This window comes from Chitinophaga sp. YIM B06452 (assembly GCF_039655965.1).
GTDB lineage: Bacteria > Bacteroidota > Bacteroidia > Chitinophagales > Chitinophagaceae > Chitinophaga.
Genome location: NZ_JAWLKY010000001.1, coordinates 1,078,496 through 1,096,002 on the forward strand (window position 1 = coordinate 1,078,496; position 17,507 = coordinate 1,096,002).

The window sequence follows — 17,507 nt, forward strand, 5'->3', positions numbered from 1 at the left end:
CCTGAAAATCCAGGACTGGATAGTATACCTGCGGAAAAAATGGCTGATTATCCTGGTATGCGGGATTATTGGCGCAGGTTCGGGAATAGCCTACTCTATGAGTAAAGAAACGCGCTATGTAGCAGCGCTCACTTTTGTTCTGGAAGACAGCAAACAAAACACATTGGGCGCCTATTCGGGCCTGGCCAGTCAGTTCGGGCTGGACCTGGGCGGCGGCGGGAGTAACGGTATATTCAGCGACGACAATATCATGGAATTCCTGAAATCGCGCCTGATAATTGAAAAAGCTCTTCTTTCCCCTTTTACAAAAGACAACAGGACCCTGAGCCTGGTAGATTACTATTTAGAGATCAACGGTACCAGGAAAGCCTGGGGCGATAATTCCGCCGTCAAAAACCTTCGTTACCCGGTAAACTCCAGGCGTAATACTTTTACTATACAGCAGGATAGCGTGCTAAATCTCGTTTACGAGGAAATAAAAAATAAACGATTAAATATCACAAAATCAGATAAAAAATCCAGTTTCATTATCGTTGAATGTACTACCGAGGATGAAATATTTTCAAAAGTATTTACGGAACGATTGGTAAAGGAAGCCGCTGACTTTTATGTCAGGACTAAGACCATGCGGTCCAAATTAGCCGTTGACAAATTACAGCTCAAAGCAGATTCCCTTGAAACCCTTTTAAACCGCAAAACATATTCGGTAGCCGCTTCGCAAGACATGAACCTGAACCCCGCACGCAGCATGGCAGGTGTAAGTACGGAGCTGGCTTCCAGGGATAAGCTGGTGCTGCAGACCATGTACAGCGAAGTGATAAAAAACCTTGAATTAAGCAGGATGTCTATGGCACAGGAAACTCCCGTCATCCAGGTAGTAGACACTCCTATACTTCCTCTTAAAAAAGAACGGTTTGGTAAATTCAGAGGCCTGATCATTGGTGGTTTTATCGCGGGGTTCTTAGCAGTATTATGGTTCCTTTTAAGGAAGATATACACCGAGATAATGAATTAGGAGTGTTGATCCTGGCTGAAGCTTTTGCTGATCGCGCATTATTGGCAACAGGCGGCAAAATATGAGCATTTATTTCCGCAGATAGTATTTATACACCAGGCCCAACAAGCTTTGCGGAACCAGCCTGAGAATAAATCTGGTAGCCATTACCTTATAATATTGCAATGATGTAATAAACCCGTCCCTTTTGAGTATCCTGAAGAAAAACTGCTCGGCTTTCAGGTACATCATTCCCCTTCTCCTGCTTAACATGTTGTTTCCAATCCTTGCATGAACCAGGATATCCGGGATGTTGTGCATCCTGCAACCGCTCTTTATCATCTGGTACCAAAGATGGTAGTCTTCATATGCTTTCTTCTCCCAATAAGCGCCTGCCTGCAGCACTTTTTCTTTTTTATAGACCACCGTCATATGGTTAAAAGGACAGCGCTGTTTTGCGAACGTCAGTATATCCCCGTGGTTTTCCGGCAGTTTGCGTATACGTTTTGTATCACCGGGCACTTTGTCAAATTCTTCCATCCAGCTGCCGACTATATCTGTCCCGGGATTTTCCGCCAGGTATTCCATCTGCCGGGCAAAACGCCCGGGTAATGCAATATCATCGGAATCCATCCTGGCTATATAATCATATTTGCAGGCTTTTACAGCGGTTGTCATGGCGATGCCCATTCCCATGTTTTGAGGCAGCCTGACTACATTAAACAATCCCGGATAATTGGCCTTGTAATCTTCTATAACCTGGTCCAGCTCAATTGTAAGCGGGCCGTCGGCTATAATGAGAATTTCCGCGGGCATGAGCGTTTGATTAACAACGCTCTTCAAAGATTCATTAAAAAAATCAGGGTTCTCTTTTATATAGACCGGAATCAGAACAGAAAATGCCGGGACTTCCGTAGTATTCATAATATTTGCCAGGTTTTCCGTCAAAAATATAAATTAAATTGATTTAAGCTCCTTTTTCACCCGCTTCCCTTTGATGATAATCAATAACTTAGGATCAACAAAACCGATGATGGCCGCAAGCAGGTACCTGCTCTTGAAGCTCCATAAAAACGCCCTGAGATAAAACTTTGAAAGTTTCCTGTTTAAGTTCAGCAAAAATGTGAATGCGATCAGCGAATTTTTGGCTGCTTCCCGCTCCTTTTTTTTATGAGGAGGCAGGCCTGCAAAATCCCCGGCGTGTTTCTCCTCCAGCTGTTCAAAAGCTCTATAGGCTTTTTTAACATCCTTCGACAATCCTTCTGATTTAGTGATAGCCATACAGTGGCTTAAGGGCTCGTCCAGGTATTTGATGTGTGTACCAGACTTAATAATCCGGATGGCAAGGTCATAATCTTCAAGCGCTACCAGGTTAGTGTCAAAGCCGCCGATTTCCTGATAAAGTGCTTTACGGAAAGTGTAGGAAGGAGTTCCTCCCAGTACGTTCGTAATCAGGATATCATTCAGTGAGATATTCTTCATAGGCCTGGTGTAATACGATACACCTTCGTTCGGATATTCGTAGTGAATAGGATGATAAATAAAGTCGATGTCCGTTTCATTGGCAATTATTCCTGACAATACCTCTATTTTATCATTACGGTAAAAATCATCATCATCCAGGAAAGATATCCAGTTGAAACGGCTTTGCTGCACACCTTTGTTACGTGAGAACCCTACACCCATGTTTACATCATTATTGATGGTCCTGACAGGGTATGTATAAATCGATTCATCCAACACCAGAGGCCGGGAGGGATCATCATTGACAACAATCACTTCGAAATTTTTGGAAGTTTGGTGGTTAAGACTTTCCAATGTTTTTAAAAGAGAATCAACTCTCCTGAATGTGGGTATAATTACAGAAATCATTACTCGCTTGTTGAACTTAAAGTTGTTTGCACGGTTTCGCTGAGAAAAATACTGAGGCCATACGCAAAAAATATTGCCAGAACTATTTGGCGGGAAGCTTTTTCCGGCTTTATTTTCAGGAAAAGTCTCGTATAGATAATCGGTTCTACTATAAAACGCAGCAATCCGATCCTGTTATATGCATAAATATTCGCAATGAACAAAGTTTGTAATAAAAAAACCACGGCTACAAATTGTATCATCCTGTTAAATCTTTCGTCTTCCATTAAATCAGTTCTTTTGAGAAGAAGGTAATAAATGGGAAACTCCAGGTAGGTAGGGTGAACCAGGTACAATAGCCCTCCTGGTTTTGCATAATGTGAAAGCCCGGGAATGAAGTTCAGTAAACCGGATGCTATGATAAAAGCCCCAAGGAAACACCCAAACCATAATATCCAATATATTCTGAATGGCACTAAACGAACCACGAAAAAAAGCGCCATTAGTATACCTGTGTACTGATGTATAAAGAATGTTATGATCAGGTATAGGTATACTTTGCGGTTATTACCATTCATATAATGGTAAAAAGCCAGCAGGAAAAAAGGAATGGCCAACCCCTGCCTGATGGCGTTCCCATATAAATTGATAAAAGATCCGGAAAACAGCACGCCAATAAAGGACAGGTAATAATACCGTTCATCCATTTTACGGTACGCAATGCCGGTTAACAGGATGGAAAGGAAAGCAGTGATGAAGATGAAGGCTGTGTCTGTCATTCCGAGCTTGCTGATCAGCCAGGCGTATCCCCAGAATATAGGCTCAATGCTGACGCCAAAATATTGCTTAATGACCAGCAGGGATTGAAAGATATTAGTGTCTAAAAGGTTATATGCTTCCACATACCCTTTGGTATCATACCCCGCATCCAGCGGACGGGTTCCTACCAACAGGGAAGCAAGCACAACGCTGATAAACGTGATCACTGCATTCAGATGCCTTGAATGCAGATGAACCTTAAATACATTAAGAATATAGCTAATGAAATAAAGGGCGATCATTGCAGCGAAATTAAGTTTTATATTTTCGCTTATACTGGATAAGTTTATCGGGTATGAAATTAGCCAATAAATCCTTTATCCACGCTTTCTTTTCGCTGATCCTGGCCCTCCGGGGACTGATCTGCTGAAGGTTCATCAGCATCCGGTTCTCTTCTTTCTGAAACTTATAGCGGCTCAGGTTGCTGTATCCTTCTCCCTGGATAATGGAAATTACCTCCTTTACCTGGTGGAAGCCACATTTATCAACGAACATCCTGGTGATCATTTCCCTGTCGGCAATGATCTTAAAGTCCAGGTTGAACAAATATTTTTTCAGATGAACGGCTGAAATGAAAACAGACTGGTGGCAGAAAGGCATTGCGTTAAAAATATCCGGTTCCTTTGACACCTCTTTTAAAACCTCGTGTGGGCCATGTTTTATACAGGTATTGCCATAAATCACAGCGGGCTTGTTTGCCCATATAATATCCTTATTGAATATTGAACTGATCACTGCAGGGTTGAAGAACTTATCGCCGGAATTCATAAATATGGCATATTCTCCGGATACTTCCTTTATGCCTTTATTCATGGCGTCGTATATACCCCGGTCTTTCTCGGATACCCAATACCGGATCTTCCCGCTATACCTGCGTATCACATCTACGGTACCGTCGGTTGAACCGCCGTCAATAACAATATATTCGATCCCTGCATAGTCTTGCATAAGGACATTCTGAATGGTGGCTTCAATATTGGATACATCGTTATATACCACCGTGATCACTGAAATAATTCTGTTCATAAGTATTCCAGGAAATTTATTCCTTGTCCAGTTCCTTTTTGGAAGTATTAATATAATCTCTCACTGTCCTGTTGTTCTCATTAACAGGAATATCAAGCAATCCCGTCGTGGAGTACTTTTCCAGATCGGCCATCTTGCTCTTTAAGGCTGATCCTGGCAAAGCCCTGCTCTGGCCCTGGTTCTGGTTTTTCAGGAGATCCATGTCGGTAATATCGAAAGAGAGTTTTATTTGCATCAAATTTAGGTAATACGGTGTTCCCCTGGATGTTTTGCTTAACGCACGGTCTATTTTTTCATGATACGCCCGCATATTATCGGAAGTGAACATATTATGGCCAAAGGCTTTCGGTGCATTGTAGGAGTTAAGGAAAGCTTTATTCCCGTTCGCCGTCAGGTCTTTTACAAGCGATTGTACCTCACCAGAAGCCGGGCCATAAGCATAATCCGAGTATTCCGCTATCAGTTCATTCATATTGGCAGCCGGGTTCCATAATAGCTGGGAGGCAATGTATGCTCTCATATCTCCAAAATCGCCACCCTTCCTGATATTGCCCTGAAGGAATATAGAACGCAGGCCGAGCCGCCGGTAATAGTTCACCGCCTGGGCCATACCTTTAAAATTAGGATAAGGCATTAAGAGGTTTGGAAAGTTCACGATATAATCCCATATGATCACTTTTTTTGTCAGCTTAAGCCAGCTTGTCAGGAACTGCCGCATATCTTTGAAACTCTCGTCGCTGGAAAAGTCGCGCCCCTTATTGCCTTGCGTGATACAATATACGATAATGACATTATCCTCCAGTCTGAATTTATCCGCAGGCGGCGGCTTTAACGAAAAGCCATAGGCAAGTGTGGATATTTCCTTGTCGGGAATGTCCTTTGCCAGCCTGTTAACAAATTCCAGTATAGGGCCTCCATGCGTTTCAAGCCTTTTATCGGTAGCCATGCAAAGATCGCACTGGCAGATATCATTGTTGTCCAGCTGGCTGAAACTCCATATTTTCTTTTCAGGCGAGCGCCGGATCTTTTCCTTCAGGTTCGCCAGTACTATGGCATATACTTCTTTGTTGGAATAGCAGAGCTGGGATGTGATACGCTTATTCTTTACCAAAGCGAAATACTCAGGATTAGATTTAATGTATTTCCGCGCATCTATGAATTCATAGGCGGTATGCACGTAATTGCCCCATTGACTGTTCTTTGATGCCCATATGTGATTCACCTTATTCCAGCGCATGAAGGTATCGTCGAAGGCGCTTTTGTAATACACATCCCGTTCGCTGAATGGCGGGTTATAGGCATATTTTACTGCGGGTATTACTATTTGCCGGGCAGCAGGCACTTTCACACCGGTTGAGTCGAACACCCGTGCCTTCAGGTATCTTTTCAGGAACTCAGTTACGGGATAACTGATATTTGCGGCGGTTTTACTGGCAAGGGAGATTTTACCCGGCTGTACGGATATGGCCACCCCGTCGTTGGAAAGGTTAGCAGCAGCAATAAATTTATCATCACGGAAATCTTTCACTGTACCCAGGACAATACAATTGGCACATGAGCCCGAACCTTGTTTTATAGGCAACTTTACCCCGCCGGCCCGGAAAATGACATCCTGCAATTCGTTGGCGGCCGCTTTATATGAATCCTGCAGAATAACAATAGAAAAAGAACTTTTATTGCCAGATACAAGACGTACCTGGCCTATGGCCGTTGCAACCGATATTATAGCGGCAACCTGCAAGAAGATATACTTAAAATAAAACATAACATATCAAATTAATATACTGTAATGGGGGAGAAGAATATCTATGCCTCTTACGGATAACTAATTTCATGCCTGTTTTCCATACACCACGCCTCCGGGAGGGCGGTTCATATCCTTTCCTTGTTGCCAGTTCCATTAATCAGCTCATTCAACGTTACGCCTTTTTCTTCCAACCTGATCCCACATTTATATCCTGGCGCCATTTCTGCAAAACTGCCGATAAAATTATACCCGATGTGATCCAGATATTGTCCCAAAAGCCCTCCTATTGCAGTATTTTTCAATCCCGGCAGCAGGTGGAACAGAAAAAACGGTTCAATCCCCTTAAAATATAAACTGCGCAGGGAGTTGGAATAAAAAGAAGCTGAATATCCAGGGCGCAGCTCCTCCACCTGGTTTTCTACCGGGCTTCTGAAATCATTGATCAGGGTCACATTCCGGAAAGTATCCGCCATCTTTTTGATCTCTTCCCTGACACCGGTTTCTTCCCGGGGGTGAAATTTGAAATATACAGTCGTAAAGTTGGCAGAAAGGACTGACAATGCCTGCCGCAATATTTCAATATAGTCGCTCAGGCTGATATGCCCCAGCTTGTATAGGTCCTGGTTAATAAATATGATAGCGTTTTCATCGGGCGACGTCAATATCGTTTCACTGGCCTTCAGCTGGTATACGGGAATATTCCTTTTGAACGGGGATTTAATACTCAAGCCGATCGCATCTATATATTTGTCTTCCATGACCGGGAGCGGGGGCATTCCCTTCGCCATGACAAGGTCCAGGGTCTTAAATTGATAAACGGTTCTCAACACGGCCCTATAGAGCCAGTATTTGAATGGCAGCTTTTCCGCCTCCATGTTACCCAGCGCAACAGTAGCCATGCCATCCTCCAGCATAATTACCCTGGAACCGGCATCTTTAAACATTTTGACGATATACTGGTTCAATATTTCGAATTCAGTAAAAAATACCAGTACATCCTTTTTCCCGGGCTTCAGTTCTTCGCTGATAAGGGCCAATGTTTTTTTTATGGTTTTAAATGCCAATAGCGACTTGACACCCTTTATCGGGGATTTGTAGGTAAGAATCTTCGTGAAACTATGCTGGTAGGCTCCTTGCAAATCCAGCGTATGAGGCACTCTTATAAGTACAACTTCCTCCCCGTCTTCCCATCCTTTATATTTCTCAAGGTCAATAATATGATAATTATTATTTACAAGAACATATACCATTACCTGCTTTCTTTTGATTAATAAAACTGGCCCTTCTCCTTGAGCGACAAGAACAGTTCAGTGTCCCTGTATTTGATGATCTTTGCCGGATTACCTCCTATTACAGCGTAATCGGGCACATCTTTAGTAACCACAGCGTTTGCAGCTACTACAACACCTTCGCCGATGGTAACCCCGGGTACGATGGACACGTTTGAACCACACCACACAAAATCTTTTATTACCACAGGTTTTTTGATCACCGTCGTGTCGTATGGAATATGCGTTTCGCTGGTATAGTTATGATTTGACGAAAAAATGGTCAGGCCCCTGCCGGTGTGGAAATACCGGCCGATAGTAACGCCTCCGGAGCAATCTATAAAAGTGTCTGATTTCAGATGACTGGTACTGTGAATGCTAAACCCGGAAAGATCGCCATTGTCGCTGGCAATCTGAATGCCGTTAAATCCCTGCGGGAAATAATTGATCTTACAACCGGTTTTCCGCGAATACCTGATCACTTCGGCATCGGTTAGTATAGACGTAACCTTTTTCACGATCAGATCAATCTTAAAGAATAAAACCGCCTTTAGTATGACGCTGCGTATCATGTTACATTATTTTCATTTAATATTCTGATACCATTAAAATAGGTAATTACCGATAATGTGAAGAAGGACAACAATGTTCCCACGGCCGGCGCATACATCCCTAAGACAGGGATCAGCAACAGGGTAGTGATAATGGAAACGACTGCGCATATCCAGATAATCATTGTCTTCAATTTATTCTGCTTAAAGTAATCAACGACAATCCCCAGGGTCATGTAAATGCCGAAGAACGACTGAGCAAAACAAAGCAGGTAGATGATCGGGAGTGAAGGCTCATAACTGGCTCCCAGGATATATGGCCAGGCATACTTAATAAAAACGGAGCCTATCGTTGAAAGGGAGAGAATGACGATAGCATAGAGCATATTCAGTTTTATGATAAAGCTCCGCCCGGTCCTTTTGCTCAGGTTTCTGTAAACCAGCGGCGACACTACCTTTAGCATCGTCTGGTTAAAGGTGGTGATAACAGAACTGATGCCCGAGGCCGCTGCATATATTCCCACCTCCTTCAGCGAATAAAATTGAAGGAGTATAAACCTGTCTGACTGGTTAATGATCCACCCCGCAACCACAGACATCATCAGGGGCCATCCGTACAATATAAAACCTTTGACCGTACCGGGATTGAATAAGAATTTAAATTCCCTGCCAATATTGCTGAAAACCCAGAAACGCAATATCACAATAATGCTTTCCGACAAGATCATCGCAATAATCCTTCCTTTCCAATCCAGTTTAAATACTGCAATAAAAAGTAAGGATATCAGGAATGCAAGGAATATGCTTAAAAAATTCACGATCCCGAACTGGACGGGTCTTGAATGCTGAATGAGTTCAGTGGAGTGGATGGAAGACATTAGTTGCAGCCATCCATATACAAGGGAAGTGATAATGACAAATCCGTAATCGGGGAGGAGCAGGTAAACGCCTGCACCTATAATCAAATACAAGCCGAGCAGGCAGATAATGAAGCTGATAAATTCGTTCCGGAATGTCTTATACTCGTCTTCTTTAAAATCGACAACATTAATTGCCTGGAGATTATTGGCAGAGAATGATAACAGCGCAGGAACAAAAAACACTATTCCAAGAAAGATCCCAATCATCCCATAGCTCTCCGGGTCCAGGGCTTTTGTCAGGTACGAAATAGTATAAATACTGACTAATGCGCTGAGTATTGTAAAAATGTAATAGCTAATGAAATGCTTTGTTTCGTTTCTTTTGAATATGGATTTTATCTGTTGAAAAATAACGCTACTATTCAATGCTCTGCTTTAATTTATTATTCTGTAATCATTCAATTTCTACCAGCCTTGTCAGGATCCGCTTGCTCCCGTGCGGTGAAACATTATAAAAAAAGTAAGTTTTATTCTCATTCTGGAAAAAGGCGGGGTAGGAATAATCGATACTTGATAACCACTCAATATTATACCCGTTTTTCCAGGTTTTCCCCTTATCAGAGCTGAAAGCTACCGTTAAGGGGAAACGGTTGGTATACCTGTAGGCGAAGTTAAACTTGTTGTTATTCCAGGCAAGCACTAATTTATCCGTGCCTTTTACCTGGCTGATCGTGCTTGGTGATTCAGGACTTTGTAACCCGGTCAGTGTGGGTGTTGTCCATGAATAGCCGAGGTCATAGCTTCTGGAGATGATAATACTTCCTGCGACAGATCTCATCACCATCAGCAGCTCATTCGTTTCACCGATTCTTACCACCCCCGGCTCCATTAGCGGAACTGTAGTGGATATGGTTTTTGACCGCTGCCACGTTGCCCCTTCGTCGTCCGAATAATAGCAAAAACAACCGCTTTTATCACTCCAGTGGTCAACGTCTGTAGTATAACCAACAGGAATAATGATACGGGTTCCGGCTTTTATGACCCGGTCGTTATTCATTGTATTATATCCTTCCATGGTATTGATCTTCCTGGGCTCTCCCCACTGCCTGCCATTATCACCGGAAACTTTGAAATAAACATCACAGCTTGAAGCACTGTTCTTAACTGAAAAAAACAATCCAATGGTTGTATCATTAATCCTCAGCAGGCTTGGAGCAGCTGTTTGGATATTCCCGATATTCTTCTGTATGACCACCTCATCTGTCCATGTCTGGCCATTATCGAAACTTTCTTTCGCTACGATATCCGCAGTGCCCCAATCGGTTAATTTCACATACCTGCTCACCGCCATCAGCAAATGGTCTTTATCCAACACAAGTACCGTAGGAAAACCATATCCGTTAAAATTGTCATTTGCCACAAACGGCGCCCGGTTCACCAACGTCCTGTTTCGGGCTGTGTCTACGAGGCGGATAGTTGTATCAACGGAATATTTCGAATAGGAAAACAGATCTTCCAGTTTTTTCAGCTGCTGCGGGCTATCTTTTTTGCAACTTAACAGAGATAAAAATGTAAAGAAAAAGAAAAAAATTGAAGTAATCGATTTCATAGTTACGTTAAGTTAAGAGTATCCTTATATGAATATGTTCTGTGTGGATTTGTTATGGGTGGTTTAGTGATGGATTTCCACCATTTAATGTATCAATTCTGTCGCAAATCTTCGTGAAAATGAACTGGTGGCCAATGGCGTTGATATGATGATGATCACTCATAATTCCTTCCGCCGGCATTTCACAGGTATCAATCAGCCCGGAAGGTAATAACGTCCGAAGTATATCGTTGTATTTATTTATATTCTCTGCAATGCCGGGCAATTGCTGCTCATATTCATTTCTTGCCGGGATAATACCAACCCAGGCCAATTTTTCGCCTAATGAAAGATAAAAGTTTTTAGCAATACTTTCAAATTCCTGCAGGGGCGTATAGGTCACTCTTCTATATTTCCTCAGGGAATGCGTATGTTTTTTAAATAATGTGCTATATATGCTTTTGGTCAAACGGTTACTGTTGATTAACGCGAGCTCCCATTTTTTCAAGGCCCTGGGAGCGCAATCCACAATACCTGCCTGGATGATTACCAGGTCTGGATTAATAGGCTTCAGATAATTAAAATACTGCTCGCGCATAAGTGAAATAGTCGCACCACCAATTGATAAGGAAATGATAGTTAAATCCTTATACTTTTTCCTTAATTTCTCTATATATGTATCCTCAATATCAACGGCTTCAGGGACCTGCCGGGGCAATCCAAGCGAATCAGTTAATATGACTATTTTCATTTTATGCACCTTGAACTTTTCCAGCTTTCAAAATTTGTGTATAATGCGCGCAATTTACGATATGTTCTGCCAAACTTACCAACCGGGCGCGGTCATTTTGCAGGAAAGCCTGTGTCTGCCGGAATAATCCAGGCTTAAATTGCTTATCCGCTTCATCATCTATCGGCAATTCTTCAATCGCAACGGACCCGATGTTCTGAACCTGCAGCTTTTCCAGCGGACGCAGGTAAAAACGGCGCCTGGCGGTCAGTATTTCAACTCCCCATCTTCCCGGAGCCTTCCAGTTGGCCTGATAGGTAAATAAAGCGCCGCCGGTGGTTACCCCGGCCCCCGCAAAGATGGCTACCGGATGCCAGGAAAGATCCCCGGCGATATAGGATGACATATCCGCCGGTTCCCCCCCCAGATAGAATGCAAGATCTATTACGTGAGTAGAATTGGCAAACAGCCAGTTTTCCTTCACGCCTTCTGCCTTTTGAAGCGGCTCGATAACATGTGCCCATTCTGTGAATTCGAAATTAAAGGAGGTAACCCCGCCATCTTCCGCCGCCATTTCCCTTAGCTGCTGAACAGATGCATAAAACCGGCGGTTATAAGCGATATAAACATTTGAATCGGACGCCGCCAGGGATTGATGCAAGGCGATCACTTCTTCAATATCTTTCCCTCCCGGTTTCTCGACCAGCAGATCTTTACATCCCCAGGCCACGAGTTTCCGGGTAACTTCTCCCAGGCTTTCGGTACCGGTGGCTACGATTGCTTTTTTATAGGAAGCAGGAGACGCTGTTGCAAGGAATCCATCCACACCGCCGGTGAAAGCATGATGCCCTGTCGCCTGCTCATACGCAGTTGCAGACGCCGTTCCCCTGCCTAAAGTATCAAAAGGCACATCCAGCGCTTTTAACACTTTTGCATAATCCCGGGCCATGGGACCGGTTCCTATTAATAACACTTTATCTACGTAATCGGGCATATATCTGAGCTTTCTTTATTAATAAAATTGTATTTGTCCAGAAAAACATTTAGCAATGTCAAATGCAATTGCTTTGAGATAGTAAACGTGACAAGGTCGCAGCTGTTACGGCTTAACAAGTCGTTCACCACAGCCGTACCTGTGACACTCTGGGGCGGAAGGCTCACTTTTGAGGAGGTAACCTCCCAGCCATTTCCAGCCTCCGCGTACTCAAGCTCTCCTTTGCCTTCCTTTACAGTCCAGCTGGATTCCGGCGTATGCACGCTTACGACAACTGGGTGCGACCCTGTTTTAAACGATGTAATGTCCATATGGTGACCCGCTGCACCCAGGCATAAGCTCCCGGTAAATTCCACATATCCCTGCCTTTTGGATGGGATATACTCGTTATCTATCAGCTCACACATTACTGTAAACTCAGTTTCGCCGGTGACGAATGAAAACAGGTCCAGGAAATGGATGCTGTTGCAGCCAAGCCCCCATGCAGAACCTGTTACCACGAACTTGACCGGACCCTTGCCTTTAACACCTGCTGCAATCTGCTTATATACATCAAATGTCCTTCTGGGACAATTTACCCAAACGTTCATAGCTGCATGCCGGTCGAACAATTGCTGTACTTTTTCATAGTCCGCTGCTTTCGTAAACAGGAATTTCTCCAGGATCAGGTGTTTCACCTGGCTATGCGTAAGCAACTTTTCTATTACTACTTTCCTGATTTCAGAATTGGTTGCAATAATCACTATCTCAAGCTGAGCCGGGAATTCTTCCACGGAGGTCAGGTAATGCACCTGATGGCGCGCGCCTTCCGGCACTTCTTCAAACCTGCCTTTAGCTATCTCCAGGGACTGGCTGCTTATATCGGAGATGTAAATGTCCAGTTGGGCATTTACTTTGGCTAGCGCCTGAAGATGCCTGCTGCCTAATTGTCCTGCTCCTATGATGCCTACCTTTTTCATACTGGTTCGTTTCGCAAAGTTGATTAAATGGCAGTCCAGCCGCCGTCCACAATAAGGTTATGGCCGGTGATATATGCCGCGCCGTCGCTGAGCAAAAATCCGGCAGCCGGAGAGATATCATGGGGTGTCCCAAGTCTTTTTAGCGGCACCTTGTGCTCATACTGCTGTATAAATCTTTCGGGTTGATGATTAAAGATCCCTCCGGGGGAAATGCAATTGACACGAACATTATACGGCCCGTAGTATGCCGCAAGGTACCTGGTAAAATTTACCAGGCCGCCCTTAATAGCAGCATACCCGGAGGGATTGACGATAGGTGTGCCCTCATATATTGTAAAATCAGGACCGGCAACACCGTATATAGACGAAATATTGATAAGGCTGCCGCTTTTCTGTTCTTTCATCCTGTTCAGGACGATCTGGCAACATTTCACATATCCTACCAGGTGCCAGTTTATATTCTTTTCAAATGATTCCATTGATTCCTCGCTGAATTCCTTCTTCCCCCAGTCTTCTGTCCGGGGATATGCGTTATTCACCCATCCGTCTATTCGTCCATATTTTTCCAATATCCTGTGCAGGCCTGCTTTTATAGCGTAAACATCTGTAATGTCCATTAAAAGGCTCCCGTTATCCAGGTCATCCTCTCCATTTATATCAATGGAAATAACAGTCGCGCCCTGGTTTCTCAGGTATCCTACGAACTCTTTACCCAGCTGGCCGTTACCTCCGGTAACACCAATTACTTTTTTAGTCAGATCATTCATTATTCAGGCAAATTTTTAGCACCTCAAATGCTTCCCTTATATTGTTCATAGCAGGAAGGTCCCTGTTCTCCATTGCCGACAGGAAATATTTCATTTGGGCAGTGTAAGTGTCATGTATAGAGGCGGAAGAGGAAAAAAGCAGCTCATTACCCGCCATTATTTTCTGACCGATGAGGTCTGCAGTAACCGTCCCGTCATCAAATACTATTTCACAGGTCCTTCTGGCGTCTCTCCTGTAATAGTTCAACGTAATATTTACTGAAAAATCATCATACCCCAGCAGGTAATTGGCGTAGTCTACAACGTCTATCGCCAGCGAAGACCGGTTTCTTAATGTACTTCTTACTTCAGCAGGCATTCCCCATAGCCAGGTTACATAATCCAGCTCGTGGATCAGGTCCAGGTGTACCCCTCCGCCCATAGACCTGTTTGCGCTGTATATTTTCCTGAAATCAGCCCCTGGTCTCCATTCCGGCAAATATGACCCTCCATAAACATTTACTTCATTTACCCGATGTGTACCGGTTGCAAGCATTTCCTTCAGGTAAAGAATACAAGGATGAAATCTCAGGTTACAGGCGACATATGTAAGCGGCGAGTTCCTGCTCAGCTCATCGACCAGCGCCTGCCCGTTCAGCAGGTTATGAAACAGCGGCTTTTCAATGAATAATGGAATACGGCAGGCAGAAAGAGAGCGGAGGGTTTCGTAATGATTAAAGGTAGGATTGGACACAATGGCGAAGTCGAAGCTAACACCTGCGTCCTCCAGGGAAAAGACGTTTGTGATCCCTTCCACATCGCCGTTCCCCTTCCCCGACCGCAATGCATATATTTTAAATCTTGCAGGGGCAATGGCAGTCAAAGCGTCAATATGCTTCTTTGCAATGGAGCCCAAACCAATGATCAGGACATTCATAGCGTAAAATCCAGTTTCCCGTTCTGTATTAAATATTCCATAAACTCAAAATCCACAGGATGATCAAGGTCAAAGCACATGTGCGGCATTACATATACCAGGGAGCGGTCTGTTACGGCCGTATTGTAGCTCATATCAAAGAATTTCTTCTTGTAGATATAAAATGAGGCGTTCATATCGTATACTTTGGGCGCAGACTGCCGGGTCACGAAAGAACCTTTTTTGCTCAATTCAAAATACCCCGCGCTGTTTTCTTCTACCATATTGAAGTAAGGGTTTCTATGGGCGGGGCTTACAGAAAAGATATTCAGGGCTTCTTTGTCTTTCTGCAGCATTTCAAATGCAGCATCCAGGTCCTCACACGTTCTAAACGGCGCTGTAACGTCCAGGTCTATAAGATAATCGAATCCAGTCCCTCTCTTTTTTTCTTCGTATTCCTTCACATCGATGAGAACCGGCATTTTGCCGATGGTATCAGTAGCCAGCGCTTCTGGCCTTTTATACCGGGTTGGCAAACCGAACTCTTCCGCCACGGAAATGATCTCCTGCGAATCGGTAGATAAAGCGATCACGCAGTCTTTGCCTTCGGCAAATTTTTTTGCGGTTCCGATGGTGTAGGCAATAAGCGGTCGGCCGGCCATTTGCCGGATATTTTTACCTGGGATGCCTTTAGATCCGCCTCTTGCACAGATAGTAACTAAAATGCTCATTAGAATTTTATATGCTTTATGTCTTGTTGCGCCCGTTCAAAATCATCATGCTTCCCAATATCCAGCCAATACCCGAGAATAGGATAATGCAGCACTTTCTTCTTATTTGCAATCAGCAGCTCCATGAAATCCGTGGCGTTAAAATAAGATTCGCCGGGAAGAAATTCCAACAGGCTCCGTTTAAAAAGATAGATGCCCCCGTTGGAATAATAGCTGTAGGTCGGCTTTTCATCAAACGACATCACCGCCCCGTTTTCGATCTCCAATACGGCGTAAGGCACCTTCACCTGGTAAGGGATGCTGGCTACCATCAGGTCTGCGCCGGATTCTATAAATGATTTATAAAAATCTGCAAAATCGATGTTCGTAAGCAGATCAGAATTCATCAGCAGGATATTATCTGTACTGAATGAATCTATGAGACTGAGAGAGCCGAATGTTCCAAGCGGTTTGTCTTCTTCCACATACCGGATGTGAATATCTTTTGCTGCGCCGTCGCCGAAATACTCCCTGATCTGGTGGCCGAGGTACCGGATGGATATCGTGATATTACTGATGCCATATTTAGCCAGCCGGTCTATATTATATTCGATGATCGGCTTGTCTCCCACTTTCAGAAGTGGCTTCGGGCATTTTTCTGTCAGCGGCATGAGTCGTTCCCCCCTGCCGCCTGCCATCAGCACACTATCCAACGGAAGCAGGGATGCTTTGATGCGCAGGTTCAAAATGTCTATGATCCGGTAAGATCTGTCAACGATCGGAATGATCTTCAGGTTTCTGGAATTAAATTCTTCCAGCTGGTCGATAGAATAATCATCCCTGAATATATAAACCGGTGCAGGCTGGAGGTAATCCATGATCGGGTTGTCGACCGTAAGGCCTTTTATGAAGCCACGCCTGATATCACCATCAGTCAATGATCCGATCAGTTTGTCGTCATGATCCACTACAAACAAGATCGCGTCGATCGCCAGCTGGTTCAGCTTGTTAAGCGCTTCTTTTACGCTTTCATTCTGAAGGATAAGATGTTTCCGGAATTCCATCAATCTTTGTCAATTAGTTTAATTAATTGGAAGGCTTCAGCATACTTCACACCAACACTTGCTCCCCTGAAATGAGCTAAAGCTTTTATGTTTTCTATGCTGCGCGGAAAAGGATGTTCATCGATCTCTGACGCATACACTTTCATGATCTCCAGTTTATTTTCAATAAACCGGGTGATATCTACAAAATAATTCGGCAGGAACATTTTTTCAGGCAAAGCCGGTGCAAACTCTGTTTCTGAAATACATTCATACATCAGTACCCGTTTGATACCCGGATAGCGGAACGATTTTGTACAGGCTGCCACGGCATCAAATACGATCCTGTGGTCGCTGTGCGCATCCGACCGGTTCATCGTATAAATGTACTCGGGATCCACTTCTTTGAACACTGCCGATATCTTTGGCACCATGTCTATCACTGTGGCAGAATGAAGCTGCATAGTGGGGTAATCAAATCTGAATGTTTTCTCTACGTTGAGCATCTTTGCTACTTTTTCAATCTCTTCATTCCTTGATGCGATCCTTTCTTTGCTAAATCCGTATTCCTCAAACAAACCTGTGATGATCAGCCAGTATATCTTATCGCCTTTCTGCGCATGCTTAAGCAATGTTCCTCCTGCGCCGATCACTTCATCGTCCGGATGCGCGGATACTACAATTATATTCGCCATTTATTGTGTT

17 protein-coding genes and 1 pseudogene are annotated in these 17,507 nt (G+C 43.8%); 1 reads left to right on the forward strand and 17 read right to left on the reverse strand.

The window, feature by feature from the left end; genetic code table 11:
- The first annotated feature begins 97 nt into the window (after positions 1-97).
- A complete protein-coding gene (locus R3I13_RS04030; protein ID WP_346316638.1) occupies positions 98-1,015 on the forward strand; it encodes a hypothetical protein in 918 nt (305 codons plus the stop codon).
- A 69-nt stretch (positions 1,016-1,084) separates the two neighbouring features.
- Here the strand turns inward: R3I13_RS04030 and R3I13_RS04035 are convergent, their stop codons facing one another.
- The 17 genes and pseudogenes from R3I13_RS04035 to R3I13_RS04115 form a co-directional block, all read right to left on the reverse strand.
- Positions 1,085-1,918, reverse strand: a complete 834-nt coding sequence (locus R3I13_RS04035) for a glycosyltransferase (RefSeq protein WP_346316639.1) — start codon at positions 1,916-1,918, stop codon at positions 1,085-1,087.
- Between the two features lie 33 nt (positions 1,919-1,951).
- The gene (locus R3I13_RS04040) at positions 1,952-2,866 is read right to left on the reverse strand and encodes a glycosyltransferase family A protein (protein ID WP_346316640.1); all 915 of its coding nucleotides are present in this window, start codon (positions 2,864-2,866) and stop codon (positions 1,952-1,954) included.
- Positions 2,866-3,906 (reverse strand): EpsG family protein, encoded by a 1,041-nt coding sequence (locus R3I13_RS04045; RefSeq protein ID WP_346316641.1) that lies wholly within the window; start codon positions 3,904-3,906, stop codon positions 2,866-2,868. The genes R3I13_RS04040 and R3I13_RS04045 overlap by 1 nt, the downstream gene beginning before the upstream one ends.
- Before the next feature lie 10 nt (positions 3,907-3,916).
- Entirely contained in the window at positions 3,917-4,690 is a 774-nt protein-coding gene (locus R3I13_RS04050) for a glycosyltransferase family 2 protein (RefSeq protein WP_346316642.1), read from the reverse strand.
- A gap of 16 nt (positions 4,691-4,706) precedes the next feature.
- On the reverse strand, positions 4,707-6,218 hold the full coding sequence (locus R3I13_RS04055) for a DUF4838 domain-containing protein (RefSeq protein ID WP_346316643.1): 1,512 nt from the start codon (positions 6,216-6,218) through the stop codon (positions 4,707-4,709).
- Between the two features lie 344 nt (positions 6,219-6,562).
- Complete coding sequence (locus tag R3I13_RS04060; RefSeq protein WP_346316644.1) at positions 6,563-7,687, reverse strand: polysialyltransferase family glycosyltransferase; 1,125 nt, start codon at positions 7,685-7,687, stop codon at positions 6,563-6,565.
- A 17-nt stretch (positions 7,688-7,704) separates the two neighbouring features.
- Positions 7,705-7,911 (reverse strand): annotated as a pseudogene (locus R3I13_RS04065) (hypothetical protein); the annotation flags it as partial.
- Positions 7,912-8,273: 362 nt separating this feature from the next.
- A complete protein-coding gene (locus tag R3I13_RS04070) occupies positions 8,274-9,542 on the reverse strand; it encodes an oligosaccharide flippase family protein (RefSeq protein WP_346316645.1) in 1,269 nt (422 codons plus the stop codon).
- A gap of 28 nt (positions 9,543-9,570) precedes the next feature.
- Positions 9,571-10,725 (reverse strand): sialidase family protein, encoded by a 1,155-nt coding sequence (locus R3I13_RS04075; protein WP_346316646.1) that lies wholly within the window; start codon positions 10,723-10,725, stop codon positions 9,571-9,573.
- A gap of 52 nt (positions 10,726-10,777) precedes the next feature.
- Positions 10,778-11,455 carry an SGNH/GDSL hydrolase family protein gene (locus tag R3I13_RS04080; protein WP_346316647.1) on the reverse strand — a complete coding sequence of 226 codons (678 nt, stop codon included), beginning with the start codon at positions 11,453-11,455 and terminating at the stop codon, positions 10,778-10,780.
- Between the two features lies 1 nt (position 11,456).
- Positions 11,457-12,428 (reverse strand): hypothetical protein, encoded by a 972-nt coding sequence (locus R3I13_RS04085; RefSeq protein ID WP_346316648.1) that lies wholly within the window; start codon positions 12,426-12,428, stop codon positions 11,457-11,459.
- Positions 12,413-13,387, reverse strand: a complete 975-nt coding sequence (locus R3I13_RS04090) for a Gfo/Idh/MocA family oxidoreductase (protein WP_346316649.1) — start codon at positions 13,385-13,387, stop codon at positions 12,413-12,415. Before R3I13_RS04090 ends, R3I13_RS04085 begins: the two co-directional genes overlap by 16 nt.
- A gap of 23 nt (positions 13,388-13,410) precedes the next feature.
- Positions 13,411-14,154 (reverse strand): SDR family oxidoreductase, encoded by a 744-nt coding sequence (locus R3I13_RS04095; RefSeq protein ID WP_346316650.1) that lies wholly within the window; start codon positions 14,152-14,154, stop codon positions 13,411-13,413.
- Positions 14,147-15,070, reverse strand: coding sequence for a Gfo/Idh/MocA family oxidoreductase (locus tag R3I13_RS04100; protein ID WP_346316651.1), 924 nt, complete (start codon positions 15,068-15,070; stop codon positions 14,147-14,149). Before R3I13_RS04100 ends, R3I13_RS04095 begins: the two co-directional genes overlap by 8 nt.
- The gene (locus R3I13_RS04105; protein WP_346316652.1) at positions 15,067-15,780 is read right to left on the reverse strand and encodes an acylneuraminate cytidylyltransferase family protein; all 714 of its coding nucleotides are present in this window, start codon (positions 15,778-15,780) and stop codon (positions 15,067-15,069) included. The genes R3I13_RS04100 and R3I13_RS04105 overlap by 4 nt, the downstream gene beginning before the upstream one ends.
- Positions 15,780-16,823 (reverse strand): nucleotidyltransferase family protein, encoded by a 1,044-nt coding sequence (locus tag R3I13_RS04110; RefSeq protein WP_346316653.1) that lies wholly within the window; start codon positions 16,821-16,823, stop codon positions 15,780-15,782. The genes R3I13_RS04105 and R3I13_RS04110 overlap by 1 nt, the downstream gene beginning before the upstream one ends.
- Entirely contained in the window at positions 16,823-17,497 is a 675-nt protein-coding gene (locus R3I13_RS04115) for a PIG-L family deacetylase (protein WP_346316654.1), read from the reverse strand. The genes R3I13_RS04110 and R3I13_RS04115 overlap by 1 nt, the downstream gene beginning before the upstream one ends.
- Between the last annotated feature and the right edge of the window lie 10 nt (positions 17,498-17,507).

Excerpts from the sequence above, each read along its gene's own strand:
- R3I13_RS04030 (WP_346316638.1), top strand. The coding sequence starts at position 98 with ATGAGTAAAGAAACGCGCTATGTAGCAGCGCTCACTTTTGTTCTGGAA.
- R3I13_RS04035 (WP_346316639.1), bottom strand. The coding sequence starts at position 1,918 with ATGAATACTACGGAAGTCCCGGCATTTTCTGTTCTGATTCCGGTCTAT.
- R3I13_RS04040 (WP_346316640.1), bottom strand. The coding sequence starts at position 2,866 with ATGATTTCTGTAATTATACCCACATTCAGGAGAGTTGATTCTCTTTTA.
- R3I13_RS04045 (WP_346316641.1), bottom strand. The coding sequence starts at position 3,906 with ATGATCGCCCTTTATTTCATTAGCTATATTCTTAATGTATTTAAGGTT.
- R3I13_RS04050 (WP_346316642.1), bottom strand. The coding sequence starts at position 4,690 with ATGAACAGAATTATTTCAGTGATCACGGTGGTATATAACGATGTATCC.
- R3I13_RS04060 (WP_346316644.1), bottom strand. The coding sequence starts at position 7,687 with ATGGTATATGTTCTTGTAAATAATAATTATCATATTATTGACCTTGAG.
- R3I13_RS04075 (WP_346316646.1), bottom strand. The coding sequence starts at position 10,725 with ATGAAATCGATTACTTCAATTTTTTTCTTTTTCTTTACATTTTTATCT.
- R3I13_RS04080 (WP_346316647.1), bottom strand. The coding sequence starts at position 11,455 with ATGAAAATAGTCATATTAACTGATTCGCTTGGATTGCCCCGGCAGGTC.
- R3I13_RS04085 (WP_346316648.1), bottom strand. The coding sequence starts at position 12,428 with ATGCCCGATTACGTAGATAAAGTGTTATTAATAGGAACCGGTCCCATG.
- R3I13_RS04090 (WP_346316649.1), bottom strand. The coding sequence starts at position 13,387 with ATGAAAAAGGTAGGCATCATAGGAGCAGGACAATTAGGCAGCAGGCAT.
- R3I13_RS04095 (WP_346316650.1), bottom strand. The coding sequence starts at position 14,154 with ATGAATGATCTGACTAAAAAAGTAATTGGTGTTACCGGAGGTAACGGC.
- R3I13_RS04100 (WP_346316651.1), bottom strand. The coding sequence starts at position 15,070 with ATGAATGTCCTGATCATTGGTTTGGGCTCCATTGCAAAGAAGCATATT.
- R3I13_RS04105 (WP_346316652.1), bottom strand. The coding sequence starts at position 15,780 with ATGAGCATTTTAGTTACTATCTGTGCAAGAGGCGGATCTAAAGGCATC.
- R3I13_RS04110 (WP_346316653.1), bottom strand. The coding sequence starts at position 16,823 with ATGGAATTCCGGAAACATCTTATCCTTCAGAATGAAAGCGTAAAAGAA.
- R3I13_RS04115 (WP_346316654.1), bottom strand. The coding sequence starts at position 17,497 with ATGGCGAATATAATTGTAGTATCCGCGCATCCGGACGATGAAGTGATC.